Source organism: Thermogutta hypogea, from assembly GCF_055386265.1.
Genome location: NZ_AP042425.1, coordinates 2,253,932 through 2,267,953 on the forward strand (window position 1 = coordinate 2,253,932; position 14,022 = coordinate 2,267,953).

Genomic DNA, 14,022 nt, shown 5'->3' on the forward strand with positions numbered 1-14,022 from the left:
GGGCTTACCGCGATGAGCACAATACCGGCACATCGTGAGTTCGTCTCCACACTCTCCTGGGTTGCGGCATATTACTATGACGGGATCGCCCGGATCGACCGTGAGTGTGATAAAGAACTCAAGAACATCAGCTGCACGAAGGCCTCATACTGCTCACAGGAAGATAGGCTACGCCAAGAAGCTGCCGACCTTGAACGAGAAATCGCGGGGCTCGATCGCAGGATTCACACTCTTGAGCAGAGACTTGTACCGGTTAAAGAAGCTATTGACGCGCTGACTTGCGAGAAGAACAGTCTTGAGCGTCAAATACGGAACAGGTGGCTGATTCAGCACATTATCTACTTGTTTTTGGAGGACAAGGTTAAGCAGAGATACGAGCATTTGATTAACGAGCTCGACACACACACACGAAATAGGTCCGACCTTGAGCAGACACACGCCCGCCTTAAAGCCGCCTGCTCTACAAAAAAGAACACACAAAGCACGTTGCAGAAGCGCCTGACCGCCATCCGTGATGAGCTTGTCACACTAAATGATTTATACAATGATGTGGAACGCCGCAGGCAATCGCGCAAGCACAATCTGTTCACGACCGTCTCTTCAGCGTGGCAAAAGGCGACGCACGACATCGCCCATGAGGTGAGGCTCCTTCGACGGCAACAACCCTCCTTCACTGATCTTGCAGAGGACGATTCATGTGTCGCCGCCGAAATGCCGCATGTTCTCTTCCTCGGGGCCCAAGAGGTGGCGTTCAACCATTTTCGCTGCCTGATCCCTCACGGAGTCGCATTTCCCTTTGAGCGCGCACTCGTATTACCGGAGGACAGACAGTCGCAGCAACGCTTGACGCATCACCTTGTGCTTCGGCTGTTGCAAGCCATCCCGCCCGGGCGATTCGAACTAACGCTGATCGACCCCCTGCGGTTGGGGCGGTCGTTTGAACCCTTTCTGCGGCTCTTGGAAGTGGAGCAGCTGATGCCCCAACGGCGCGCGCTGACTCGCGCAGACGAGATTGAGCACATGCTCGGGAAATTTACGGATGAGATCGAATACCTGATACAGTACAGATTCCAAGGCAGGATTTCCAACTGGGCCGAGTTCAACGCGGCGAACATCGCGAACCCATTACGCTACAAAGTCATACTGCTATTCGATGTCCCGGAGCAGCTCTCCGATAGAAGCCTCTGGTATCTCCAACGATTGGTCGAAAGCGGACCACGATGCGGCATCCTGCCCATCATCGCCGTAAACGGTCAGCGTATCGAAGAAAGGCGTTACGAGCCCCTCTGTGCTGCGCTGAAGCATTCGACCCAACGTTTGGACGCGTACCTCCAGAGCGAGAACAGCGACGGTGGCGGGCTATCGTTCACATATGTGCCTGAGAAATGGCCGCGACAGGACGTCCTGGATACCTTTCTTGCCGCAGTTGCGACACGCTATGCTGAGTGTGGTCGCTTCAGCAAAAAACTTACGGATCTTTGGGTAGAATACGCGCCGGGCAGCACAACAGTCGATGGATTCACAATCCCCCTTGGATGGACCGCTGCTGGGGACATTGTATCGCTGACACTCGGTGCGACAACCTCTGAGCACCATGCTCTTTTGGCAGGCAAGACCGGTTCCGGCAAGTCAAACCTCCTTCATGTGATCATTCACTCGCTGTGCGAGAAGTATTCGCCGTCGGAGCTTGACCTCTACCTGCTCGACTACAAGGAATCTACAGAGTTCACCGTCTATGCAAAACCGATCCTTCCCCACGCACGGCTAGTCTCGACAGAAAGCGATCCTGAATACGGCGTAACTGTGTTGCAGCACCTTGTCGATGAGATGGAAAGCAGAGCAAGGCTCTTCAAATCGGCGGGGGTGCGTGATTTCTCTGAATACCGAAAGGCCCACCGCGCCCCGCTTCCGCGCATCCTTTTGATTATCGACGAGTTCCAGGTGCTCTTCACGGAAGGACGGCAAGTCGCAGAGACGGCAGAGAAATTGCTTACTCAACTTCTTAAACAGGGACGGTCCTTCGGTATTCATCTGCTCCTGGCGACGCAGACGCTGAGAGGCATCAACACATTGTCGTTGGGCGCTTTGATCTCTCAATTGGGCTGCCGGATCGCGCTCGCGTGCGGACAGGAGGACTCCGCATTGATCTTGGGTGGGAACAACTGGGCAGCGGCGGAACTCAAGAGCCCCCCCGAAGGCATTATCAATGACGCTAACGGCGCGATATCGGGCAATGTCAAGTTCATGATTCCACTGGCTGAGCGAGCTTTTTGTCTCGAGCATCTCCAGCGCTTGTCGAAACAGGCCGCGAAGCGCGGCATCGAAATCAAGGGCCGCGTTTTCGATGGCGCGCATTTGCCGCAGAGGCCGGACCTCGGCGAATTCCGGAGTGTCTGCGGGCAGGGCGATGCGATGCTTCTTGGCCACCGACTGACGTTCGCCGCCGATGTGCTATCGGTTCCGCTGATCACGCGACAGGCATTCAATGTTCTCTTCAGCGGCTACAACGACTTGATCCATGACGGACTGCTTGGTTCGTGCCTTGCAAGCTTGTCGTCGTCCGGTGCGTTCGATGACATCCTCTACTTCAACGGGCGGGGAATCGAACCTTCCGGGGGATATGTTGAAGCCTCATTAATGCTCGGAGAACGGTTTAGGGCCGTCAGCGATATCGGCCAACTGCCCTTGCAAGAGGTAGCGGACGCGATAGGCAAGCGGCGCATCGCTCTGATTATTGACGGATTGGATGGGGAAAAAGCTTTGCATCCCGTTCAAACGTTCAAGGCTCCACGACCGGGCGAGCCGGCCGGCCCATCCGACCTGCTGAAGCGAATCGCGGAGGAGGGGCCACGTAAAGGTACTTTCGTCTTTGCGTTCATCGACAACTGGCGGCGATGCGCTGTTCCCTGCAAGGATTTGCTCAACTTGTTCGAGTTGCGCGTGGCCTTCTGCATGAACGAGGATGACGCAGGGGCTCTGGTCAGCGGAGGTATCGGTAAGTTCAAGGGAATTGAGAAACCGAATCGGGCGGTGTTCGTCAACCGCATGACGAATGAAATCCACTGGTTCCGTCCCTACACAGTCAGACCGCAGGGTGCATCATGCTGATTCACCTGGTATGGGACATATCCGGCAGCATGGGAGAGTGGGGGAAGCTCTTGATCGCGCGCGGCGTGGCGCGCGCAATCGAGCAATATCTCCGACTAGGATACGGCACCGCCGAATTGAAGCTGGTTGCATGGAGCAACGAGGCGCGTGTAGTCGACTGGCGCTCTGATCAGGAGTTTCCGCCGGAATTGCTGGTCGCGGGAGGAAATGCAAACGCTTCCGCCCTGGCATCTCTATTCGGAAAGGAACCTGGCGGAAAGGTTTTGCTCCTCACGGATGGTTTCTGGGCGCATGCAGATGCGAAGCAACTGAAATCATGGCAGCAGAGCCTTCCCCCGGACACGCTCCGTATCATCAGAATCGGTGCGGACGCTAATCCTCAACTAAAGGGGAACGATGTTTTCGCCGTCGAAGAATTGTTTGCTGCGCTTGATGGCTGGGTGGAAGGAAGCGCGGCATGATCGTCTGGAGGAGTTTTGGCGCAAGCGTAATCGGCCCCGCTCATGTTGCAAACGGGATGCGGAACCAAGATGCATGGGCATCATTTCATCACACTTGGGGTGATGGCATCGTTGTTTCCGACGGTCTCGGTTCGAAGCCGTTTTCCGATTTGGGCAGTCGCGCTGCTTGTGTTGCGGCGGCACGCGCAATCTATAGTGTTCACGGCACGTCAGAAATAGACCGGACCGTGCTATCTGAACGGATCAAAACGAAATGGATCTCCTTCCTTGCGCCTCTCACCCCTCGCGATTGCGCCGCGACCTGCCTCTTTGCCTTCCGGCTCAACGCCGGTATGGTTCACATGGGCATGCTCGGCGATGGGCTGCTGGCTGCCGTGAGAGCCGATGGGACAATCGCGTCACTGTCCGACGACAAATCGGCAGGGTTTTCCAACATGACAGCCGCCCTTTCGCCGGATGTGACCGCTGAAAACTGGCGTTGGTTATCGATGCCGGAAGAAGATTGCCAGTGCATCTTTCTATGCACCGACGGTGTGTCCGATGACTTGTCCGACGCAACCGGCTTCGTCAGAGAGTTTTGTGCCGCGCATCGGTGTCTTTCCTCGCTATCGGCGTCTCGTCGGACCCGAGAAGCGCTGGAGAAGTGGCCGACGCCCAAGCACAGTGACGACAAGACCGTGGCCTGTCTCGTTCGAGAGGAGGTTGACGATGAATAGCACCGTCAAAGCTCCGGTGACAAGGCCGTTGGTCGACGAATACGGCAATATTCACTATCCTGCAGCAGAACTCGCCCGTGGGGGCCAAGGCGTCGTGTTTCGAACCACCGATGCCGACTTGGCGATCAAGCAACCGCTGGACGCTTCCGGCAACCCGGACAAGAATGCCAATTTGCGCGAGCGCTTCCACAATATCCGGCTTCTGCCGCTACCCTCCCGGATTCGGATTTCTCTACCGCTCGCCATCCTGCGCGATGAACCCGGCTATGTGATGCGACTCTTAAATGGCATGAAGCCTTTTGGGGCGTTTGAGATGAACGGGACGGCACAGAAACATCTCCGCGAAGCGTTAGACAATGGTAGTCTAGCCATGCCTGCGTGGTTGGTGGGAATCCCGGATGAAAAGTTGCGATTGATGCTTCTCTATTATGCCCGCACAGGTTCAACCCGGCGTCGACTCCTTGCGCTCTCGCAGTGCGCATGCATCCTTGCGCGACTCCACAGCACCGGGTTGGTGTACGGCGATGTCTCCCCGAATAACGTCTTTGTTGGTGAAGGCGATTCCGCCGAGGTCTGGTTGATCGACGCCGACAATTTACGGCTCGAAATGAGCGCAGGCGGTAATGCGGTATTCACGCCGCACTATGGTGCACCGGAGCTTGCGCAAGGCCGAGACCACGCTCGTCCCCGCACGGATTGCTGGGCGTTTGCGGTACTAGCTTTCCAATCCCTAGCCCTCAACCATCCGTTCATCGGCAAAAAAGTGCTGGAGCCTGATGGTGACGAAGGCGGTTGGGATACCGATCCGCCGGCGGTGGGGGAAGCTCCCGCCGATATATACGAGCAAGCCTATGCCGGATATCTGCCCTTCATCGACGACGAGAATGACGACTCAAACGCGGCGGTTTCCGGTTTGGGACTTCCTCGCGAAGTCGTAACAACGCATGAGCTCCGCTGCCTTTTCCAGGACACTTTCGGGGTGGGCAGGATGGAGCCGCATCGCCGCCCAACCATGGCGTTCTGGGCGTTGGAGTTGACCCGGGCTTTCGACCGTTCCCTGTCTTGCCCGGGATGCACCATGAGTTACTTCGCGGATACGCATAAGGAATGCCCATACTGCGCAACGGCGCGTCCCGTATTTGCGCGCTTTCGCACACCCAGATGGACTCTTTGTGTTCGTCATGACAGGACGGAGATAGCCCTACCGCACCGCCTCTTCTATCCCTTCTCGCTTGAGCATCACGATGACTCTGAATACGAGGCCGATCTGGACTGGACTAGAAAGATTGCTCGCCCAGTACGGGGAACGAAGCCATTTCCACCCAGCTTGTCCATCGAATTCGTGGAGGCGGTGAAATGAACTTCACAGATATTCCCACCCGGATACTCACGTTACGCATTAAGCGGAAGGATGGCGCTATCGGATCTCTTCCGGAAGGGCCGGTTTTCTCCGTGTCGCCTTGCGCGACCCGGCCAGGGGAGTTTGAGCTGCGAGTCAAAGACGCCCTCATCTTCGCCAAGCCGGTCTCGGATGCCGATGGGCGCCGACTCACTCGAGAACTCGCAACTGGCTGCGCCAATCTTGCGCAGCTTGCGAACCCGGCAAGAGACGGGAGTGTAGAATTGCAAGTTGCCTTCTTCGCCGGGGATTGCCGGGACATGGGATCCGTTGAAGTTGGCGTTGACGAGTATGTCGAAGAGATGTATGCCGCTATTACCCGTTCACACAATCCGCTGTCGGGACCACCCTTATATGAAGCGATTGCACAACGGTGTTGTTACTTTCATGGCGATCAACCCTACTTTTTCTTTTTCGCGGGCCCGGCAATTGACGACGCCCTGCGCTCGGAGGGGAACCAAGAGACTGGCCAGGAGCCGGAAGTATCGGATGGCGAAGAAATTGCGGACAGCAGCGATTTTTACAATGATGAACAGGTTAATACTACTCTAGATTCCTCCTCATGCCGACCGGAGCCGACACGCACGAATTCGTTGTGCATTATCGGTGATGGCATTCGATTTGTCGCCACGGAAGCCGTGCGTCCGGACGGGAAACCCATCTATCTCGTTACAAAATTGACCAAGAATAAGGGCGATCCCGACCGTGCCTTGCAGCTTGCCAAGGGGAAACTGACCTTCGCCGATTGGAAGCAGGCTGGTGAGATCCAGATGCTAACGAAGGCGCAGATGTTGGCCCTCACGCGGAGCGACGGAAGCTATTTAAAGAGATGGGACGAATTCGTAGCGATCGAGGGTGAAATAGTGCTCGCGAGGGCCCGCAAGATTGGCACTTTGCAGTATGCTGACATGACTCCCAACCGCGATGGGACCGTTACGGTCCGAATCGTGCAAGCATCCGACTCGGCCTTGGATGCGCTTGCGGCTCAGGAAGTGGAGTCGTTGGAGCTGGCCGACGGCTTGCCGGAGTATCTGACAAACACGAATCTGACATTTGTTCACTTTGCCAGCGTCATCGAGAAAGAAGCGGAGAACGCAGCCTTTGTCGGCAAGCATGCAAGCCAACGGAAGGAGTCGAAGCCGCACTACGACGTTGCCGACTATGATGAGATTACAAGAACCCTCACGCTGAAGACGGAAAGCTTACCCTGCTCCGGCACGCTAATCCCCTCGTTGGCCGGCCAGATTGCCCAAATTAAGCGGCGGCTGTTTGCCCGGAAGGCCATTCTGGAGGGGCGTGCTGCCAATCCACAGCTTGGGCCCCTGATCGAGGAGAAGGGCGTCATCGCGCAAATCCGTACACCCGGCAAGATCAAGCCACTCTCGGCTTTCGTGACCGATAAGGTATTCCGCAATCCGCCGACGGAGAAACAAAGAGAGGCAATTGCGGTCGCGTTGAACACGCCGGACATTGCGCTGATCCAAGGTCCCCCGGGCACGGGTAAGACGACCGTGATCGCAGCGATCATCGAACGACTGAATGAGCTGGCCGAAAAACGCGGCGCGAGCACCAAAGGGTCGGTTCTACTGACGGGGCTTCAGCACGACGCGGTGGAAAACATGATCGAACGCCTGTCGCTGAACGGATTGCCCGTTCCGAAGTTCGGGAGCCGCTCCGGCCGCGACGTGGATGACTTCAGTGTATTTGAAAGGAAACTCCAAACATGGTGTTCGGAGAGGGCAAGCGCGCTTCGGGCGAAGAACCCGCGTTTGACCGACATTGAGCTCGAGGCACAACTCAAGAACCTCTGCCTGCAATACCTGAAAGCGCCGACACGTGCCTTGGCGCTGAACATTGCCAAGCGGGTCGCCGATATTTCCATCGCCATCATCGGCGAAGAGTGCTCGCGCCGCGCCGCGAGTCTGGTGAACAGACTCACGCTGGAGGAACAACTCAATGCTCGCTGGGTTCCATTGCTGGAAGCTGTTCGGCGGCTGCGTCACCGCCCCGAAGCATTCCTTGATGATGGCCCGGAACGAGCGGCCGATGCGCTATTTGACCTAAGCGGAGTTCTAGAAGCTGATGATCGTAACTTGCTAGAAAGAGCAAGCTTGTGGCGCAGCGAAGACGGAGTCCCCCAGTTCCTCGACACGCTGGCTGCGCTGAAGAAGCGACTGCTCTCCCGTTTTACCGCGCCCCCCATATTTCGCCTCGAGAAGCACAACGACGAGGTCATTGGGTTGGTGGAAGAGGCGAGCACAAGAATCAGAACGGCAGGTCTTTCCGCCAAGGACGCGAGGGCCGCTGCGCTGGCGGAATTCCTGGCTGAGCTTGAAGGCAATCCCTACGGGATGATGGATGCGGTTTCGGACTACGCCTATGCCTTTGCGGCAACCTGCCAGCAGAGCGTCAACAGACAGATGCAAAGGCAGAAAGGAATTGCAACTGATAATCCCGCGGGGGAGTTCAGGAGAATCGAATACGAATACGTAATCGTGGATGAGGCCGCACGAGTAACTCCCCCCGACTTGATGGTTGCAATGGCGCAGGGCAGGCGGATCATCTTGGTTGGCGACCATCGCCAGTTGCCGCATATCATAGAAGAAGAAGTCGCGCGCCAGATGGATAGTGGAGAGACGGGACAGAAAGAATCCGACTGGCTCAAGAAGTCTATGTTCGAGTATCTCTTTTCGGAACGGCTGCAGGCGTTGGAGCAAAAAGACGGCATCCCACGCCGTGTTACGCTCGACAAGCAATACCGCATGCATCCCCTCTTGGGCGCATTTGTCAGTCGCAATTTCTACGAGCGATTTGATCCGTCGGAAAGGTTCGGCTCGGGCCGACAGGAGAGCGCCTTCGCGCACAGCCTAGCGGGCACGGAAGGCAAGCCAGCTGTATGGTTGGATGTTCCCGCCAAGCAAGGCAGGCACAAACGAGAGGGGACAAGCTGGATACGTCCGGCTGAAACAACCGCAATCGCGAACCAACTAACCTCCTGGATGAATTCCAAAGAAGGCCATGATCTCACGTTCGGTGTTATCTCGTTCTACAAGGCTCAAGCGGAACTGATTAGGAAGCAACTTGGCTCACTCGCGAAGTCGCAAGACAGGCTTCGCATCGGCACGGTGGACTCCTTTCAGGGGATGGAGTTCGATGTCGTGATCCTGTCCGTTGTCAGAACCATGCCGGATAATTGGCGTCCCCTTTCCGAGGATGAGGAGAAGCAGGCTAGAGCCCTCTTCGGCCATCTTTGCCTCTACAACCGTCTGAATGTCGCAATGAGCCGCCAGAAGAGGCTGCTGGCAGTAGCCGGCGACTCCGGATTGCTGCGGAACGATCTATCCGCCAGGTTCATTCCGGGCTTGGTTGACTTTTACAACCTTTGTCACACGCATGGAAGGGTTTTGCCATGCCGCTGACACTACTTGATTACGGCAGACCACATCCTTTCGGAGAGACCGTCGGCAGACCCCGGTTCCTGGCATGGCCGGTAAATGTCTATCGAGTGACGTTGCCAAGGTTGTCGGCAGACGGCGATAAGGCGAACCCCTTTGAGCGCGTCATCCTGAAACTGATCGATGCGGGGGCATCGCGCGATGCGGAGTCGCTTGCGCACGAAACATGTCTTCCAAAGGACCTCGTGCAATCCGTGCTCCTGCGTCTTCTGGACAAGGGGTATATTGACGAATACAACCAGATCATCAAACAACAGCGCGACAGGTGGGCAAGCGATGATCCCGATTCGAAAGAGTTTGTCACCGCTTGCGTATTCCGTGAGCTCGCAACGGGAAGGATTCTCCCGCATGTCCATCTTATGAAAGACAATCCGCTCAAAAGGAAGGAGGAAGGGGGAAGACACCACCTGACGATTCGCCTGGATAGAGTGCATAGAAACAACCGGCCTGCACCCCATGATGTTATCGTGGCGTTGCGTACGATGAATAAGCGATCAGTCGCATTCGGCTCCGAATGCCGTTTGCCCTCAGTGCGGCTTATCACCATCGCCCATGAGGCAGAGCTGTATCATCTCGATTGCCCGATTGCTATCCAGAGGAGCGATGGTGAGTTCCGAATCGCAGACCCGTTCGGTAATGGGTTTTCGCTTGTGCTCGAGAGTGCTTTCAGTTGCCTGCTGGAAAAAGACGAACGCGTTCGCGATTGGCTGGCCGATTGGAAGACTAGTTTGTCCACCAGAGAGCCGAACAATGTGGCAGCAGCACATCGACAATTGTATGACAGCGATGCCAACCGGGCTCGCTACCCGAAGCTCCTTGATAATCTGCGATTGGGACACAATAGACAATTCCGTACCATCGAACAGATTTTCGCGGCACTCGAGTGGTCGCTCTTCTACAGTTGCGCCCAACGGCCATACGCCTCTGCGGTGCAAAAGCTCAAGCTGACCCCCCAATCCGAACATCTATCTCTCCTGAAAAGAGCGGCGGAAGAGCTATACCTTGAGTGGCCGACGGGCGGTCTATTCCCAGTTAGGGAAGGCAAGCTGCAGGACTTCCTTACAGGCAAGGCGGAGATGGGAACCGTTCTAAGCCTGTCACTCTTGATGGCAGCCGGCGATGCGTCCCACCCGTTGCGCCAGATCGCATCGGACCACCGGAATTTCATCGTACGATTACTCAAGATCAAGAAGGACCGTGACGAATCGGGACATGGAACCGGCAGGGTGCGATCAAGCGATGTAGAGCTCCGTGATGAGGCCTTCATGCGTGAGTTCGTGACAACTCTGCTGCCTACCGTTCGATTCTCGGAAACTCCTGCCGCGGGTGCGAATCGAGAGGCGGTTTTGGACGCGATGATGGATGCCCGCACCAGCATTCAAAACGAATTCGGATTCGCAATGTTCAACCGCCTCGGGACCACTCTGCAGGATCGCATAATTGTCGCCGAGCAGTTTTGGCTGTCATGCAGTGATGGCGATGATGCACTTGCGTTCGCTTGCGACCTTTACGCTGCCCTGCAAGCTGCATTCCGCAGGTCTTTAACCGGCGCGTTATCGCCCGATATCGGGGAGTCGGAATACGTAACAATGGCGAAGAAGAACGCTGCGGAGTGCGGGCTCGGGGATCTTCCCGAATGCCTGTGTACAGTAAAGCGAACCGCGGTCCGCGACACCCTCCTTGGGAACGACCAGACGCTGCAGTCCTGCGTCGTCGCATTTCTCCTGGTCTCATCAGACGACACTTTGAAAGCAATTGCGCAGACGCATCCGTCATTTGTTGCCGATGTGGCCCACGTCATCGAACGGCGAGGCCATGGCAACGAACCACTGCCTTTGTCAAGGGATGCCATTCGGAGTCTGCGGAAGTCAGCGTACACGACGATCAAGACACTACAGGAGGCGTAACATGCGACTCTTTTGGGGGAAAAGCGAGGCCGAGCTAAAGAAGCTCGCTGCAGATCTAGAAATACGGAAGCTTGATCTGGAGAACCGCGAGAGTGCCTTAAGATCGGCACAGTCCCATGTTGATCATGAAAAGGCCTTGCTAGAGAAGGAGCGCGTGCGGTTAGACACTGAAAAAGAGCTATTTCGGAGCCTTGTAAATAGGGAGCGCGATGACTTGGCGTCCGAGAAAGCCGAGTTGGAAGCGCGTCGCCAGGACATTGCCAAACTGGAAGCCGAAGCTAAAGCAGGATTTGTACAGAAACAACGCGACGCCTTCCACGAAATAGTCGAGCAACGCATGGCGGAACTCGACGCTCGTCAGAGAGAATTGGACACAAGTGAAGAGCGGCTACAAGAACAATGGAAAGCGTTTTATGATGCTGAGGGCGCACTTGCCAGGCGTGAACTCGCTGTGACGGAGCGAGAGCAGAAGGCTGACGCCGGGTTTGCGGACATAGCGAAGGCATTGGCAGATGAAGCCGCTCGCCAGCACCAGGCGAACCGGGAAGAGGCAGAACGATTGCAAAAGCTGGCTGACTCATTGGCAAACGAACGCAAGCAACTTGAGGATCTCAAAGCCCTGTTGGCTGCACGCGAGGCAGCCATTCTCGGCGCCGAGCAGAAGCGCGATGCGGGATTCGCTGATGAACGCGCCGCCTTGGCTGCCGAATTGCGGGATCAACGAGCAACGGTGGAAACAGAGCTAGATAGGTATCGACTCCAGAGGCTTAACGCAATCGACCAGGAATTGGCTAATCTCAAGACGGAACGACTGCGGGCGATCGCCCAAGCGGAGAATGCTGAACGTGAGCGGATTCGGGCGGAGATCGCGGCGGAACGCGAGGATTGGGCCAAGCAGCATCACGCCCAGCGCAAACAGTTAGAAGCCCAGCGAACCGACCTCGAGAAGCATAAAGGCGCTGTCTTGGCCCTTCAGAGCGAACTCGAAGGTCGTCGGGTTGAACTGGAGACATTTGAAAGGACAATCGAACTCAAGGAGCAGCGTTTAGAACGCCTATGGCAGAAACGCAATGACGCACTCAATGATGAACTTGAATCGCACATCGACGAAGAGCGACGTTCGATGGAATCCGAAAGACGGGTCTTCAAGGAGGAAAATGCTCGTCTGCGCGAAAGTCTTCGCATCCAGATGGAACTGGTGAACGCGTTCGATCAACTGCGGCAGCAATTAGGCGACCGCGATCCGGCCGACGTTCTTCGGGAGCTCAATAGCAAGGCTGATGAACTGAAGCGACTGCGCGAGGAACTCGCCTCTCGTCCGACCGAGGAGATGCGCGAACGATATCAGGCGCTTGAGGCGGAAGCAAAGTATCAAAAGGCACGAGCCGATGACCTCTCGCGACAAATCGCCGAAAATAACGCATCTGTAGCCGAAGCAGCTGAACTTCAAAGGAGAGTTTCCGCACTCATCGCCGAAAACAAGTCGCTTGAACAAAAGGCCGCCATCTTCCAGGGCGCAGCCAATGAAGCTCAAGCTGAACTGGAACGTCTCCGCGCTGCATACGAGCGTCCCGCCGAGGTTGCCGCGCGCTACAAGGAGATTGAACTGCCCTATATCACCGCTGACAAAATTACACGCCCCCAAAGGGACGATGGTCTCGATGAACTCACTTGGCTCACAGCCCTTGAAAGAGCGTGCGACAATTACGGCTTGCATTTTCACCCAAGAATCCTGAAGGCATTCCACACCGCCCTGAAGACGGCGGAATGGTCACCGCTCACGATTCTCGCGGGAGTCTCCGGCACAGGTAAATCAGAACTCCCCCGCCTATACTCGCATTTCGGCGGGCTAATGTTTGAGCCGATCTCCGTCCAGCCGAATTGGGATTGCCAAGAGTCCATGCTTGGCTTCTTCAACTCCATTGATAACAAATTCGACGCCCAGCCGGTGCTACGATTTCTCGCCCAAAGTCAGAAGAGGTGGGTCCAGAAAACCGACGACGACGAGGGCTATCCAGGGCTTCAAGACGCAGTCTGCCTCGTCCTCCTCGACGAAATGAACCTTGCGCACCCAGAACTCTATTTTGCTGAGTTTTTGAGCAAACTTGAACTTCGTCGCGGAATGAAGGGAACCGATGTGCCGAAGCTGCCGGTGAAGATCGGAGCTGGAATGCCGCCTTACCAGCTTCCGCTGGGCCGCAATGTGTTGTGGGTTGGAACCATGAATCAAGACGAAACGACGAAGGCGCTATCCGACAAGGTCTTGGACCGTTCCATTATTATCTATTTCCCGCGTCCGACAGAACTTAAGCGACGCATTACACTCTCACCATTGGACGAGAAGAATCGGGGCTCTCTTCTTCACAAAGCCGCATGGCAATCCTGGCTGGCGCAAAGCAGCTCCTTTTCCGAGGACGATATCAAGCCGTTCAAGTGCTTTATCCAGGACATGAACAAGGCATTGTCGGTTGCGGGGCGGGCCATCGGACATCGGGTTTGGCAGTCCGTCGAATACTACATGGCAAACTATCCCGATGTGCGCGCAGCGCAGAGGACAGGCGATAAGGATGCACTCCATATCGCGCTCCATGTTGCCTTTGAAGACCAGCTTGTACAGAAGGTCATGCCGAAGCTTCGAGGCATCGACACTCGCGGCAAAAGCATGACCGATTGTCTCGAGAAAATACGAGACCAAATCAATCTTGGCATCGGCGGAAATCCGTTCCACCTCGCGGAGGATTTCAATCTCGCCTGTGAATTGGGATATGGTCAGTTCATCTGGCAGTCGGCGAACTACTTGACCGAGATGGAGACAGTCCCTTCCCCACCCGCTACGAATGCGCGTGGGGTCGAGGCGCGTGCTTTAAACTGACTCACGACAGTCTCGGCGGCATCCGAGTCTACCTAGGTGGATGTGCCAGACGGGCAGTCTCCATTGAAGAGGGTACTGACGTCAATCCCGTCTCCAGGCCAGAT

At 56.0% G+C, this 14,022-nt stretch carries 7 protein-coding genes; all 7 read left to right on the forward strand.

Features of this window, described 5'->3' with window-relative positions; genetic code table 11:
• Positions 1-12 precede the first annotated feature (12 nt).
• The 7 genes from ACZ5B4_RS08160 to ACZ5B4_RS08190 are packed head-to-tail and all read left to right on the forward strand — an operon-like array spanning position 13 to position 13,918.
• Positions 13-3,108 (forward strand): FtsK/SpoIIIE domain-containing protein, encoded by a 3,096-nt coding sequence (locus ACZ5B4_RS08160; protein WP_464913940.1) that lies wholly within the window; start codon positions 13-15, stop codon positions 3,106-3,108.
• Complete coding sequence (locus ACZ5B4_RS08165) at positions 3,102-3,569, forward strand: hypothetical protein (RefSeq protein ID WP_464913941.1); 468 nt, start codon at positions 3,102-3,104, stop codon at positions 3,567-3,569. Before ACZ5B4_RS08160 ends, ACZ5B4_RS08165 begins: the two co-directional genes overlap by 7 nt.
• Entirely contained in the window at positions 3,566-4,285 is a 720-nt protein-coding gene (locus ACZ5B4_RS08170) for a PP2C family serine/threonine-protein phosphatase (RefSeq protein ID WP_464913942.1), read from the forward strand. Before ACZ5B4_RS08165 ends, ACZ5B4_RS08170 begins: the two co-directional genes overlap by 4 nt.
• Positions 4,278-5,645: a protein kinase domain-containing protein gene (locus ACZ5B4_RS08175; protein WP_464913943.1), complete on the forward strand. Its 1,368-nt coding sequence runs from the start codon at positions 4,278-4,280 to the stop codon at positions 5,643-5,645. Before ACZ5B4_RS08170 ends, ACZ5B4_RS08175 begins: the two co-directional genes overlap by 8 nt.
• A complete protein-coding gene (locus tag ACZ5B4_RS08180) occupies positions 5,642-9,103 on the forward strand; it encodes a DEAD/DEAH box helicase (RefSeq protein ID WP_464913944.1) in 3,462 nt (1,153 codons plus the stop codon). Before ACZ5B4_RS08175 ends, ACZ5B4_RS08180 begins: the two co-directional genes overlap by 4 nt.
• Entirely contained in the window at positions 9,094-11,046 is a 1,953-nt protein-coding gene (locus tag ACZ5B4_RS08185) for a hypothetical protein (RefSeq protein WP_464913945.1), read from the forward strand. The genes ACZ5B4_RS08180 and ACZ5B4_RS08185 overlap by 10 nt, the downstream gene beginning before the upstream one ends.
• A 1-nt stretch (position 11,047) precedes the next feature.
• On the forward strand, positions 11,048-13,918 hold the full coding sequence (locus ACZ5B4_RS08190; protein WP_464913946.1) for a hypothetical protein: 2,871 nt from the start codon (positions 11,048-11,050) through the stop codon (positions 13,916-13,918).
• Positions 13,919-14,022: the final 104 nt, after the last annotated feature.

Excerpts from the sequence above, each read along its gene's own strand:
- ACZ5B4_RS08160 (WP_464913940.1), top strand. The coding sequence starts at position 13 with ATGAGCACAATACCGGCACATCGTGAGTTCGTCTCCACACTCTCCTGG.
- ACZ5B4_RS08165 (WP_464913941.1), top strand. The coding sequence starts at position 3,102 with ATGCTGATTCACCTGGTATGGGACATATCCGGCAGCATGGGAGAGTGG.
- ACZ5B4_RS08170 (WP_464913942.1), top strand. The coding sequence starts at position 3,566 with ATGATCGTCTGGAGGAGTTTTGGCGCAAGCGTAATCGGCCCCGCTCAT.
- ACZ5B4_RS08175 (WP_464913943.1), top strand. The coding sequence starts at position 4,278 with ATGAATAGCACCGTCAAAGCTCCGGTGACAAGGCCGTTGGTCGACGAA.
- ACZ5B4_RS08180 (WP_464913944.1), top strand. The coding sequence starts at position 5,642 with ATGAACTTCACAGATATTCCCACCCGGATACTCACGTTACGCATTAAG.
- ACZ5B4_RS08185 (WP_464913945.1), top strand. The coding sequence starts at position 9,094 with ATGCCGCTGACACTACTTGATTACGGCAGACCACATCCTTTCGGAGAG.
- ACZ5B4_RS08190 (WP_464913946.1), top strand. The coding sequence starts at position 11,048 with ATGCGACTCTTTTGGGGGAAAAGCGAGGCCGAGCTAAAGAAGCTCGCT.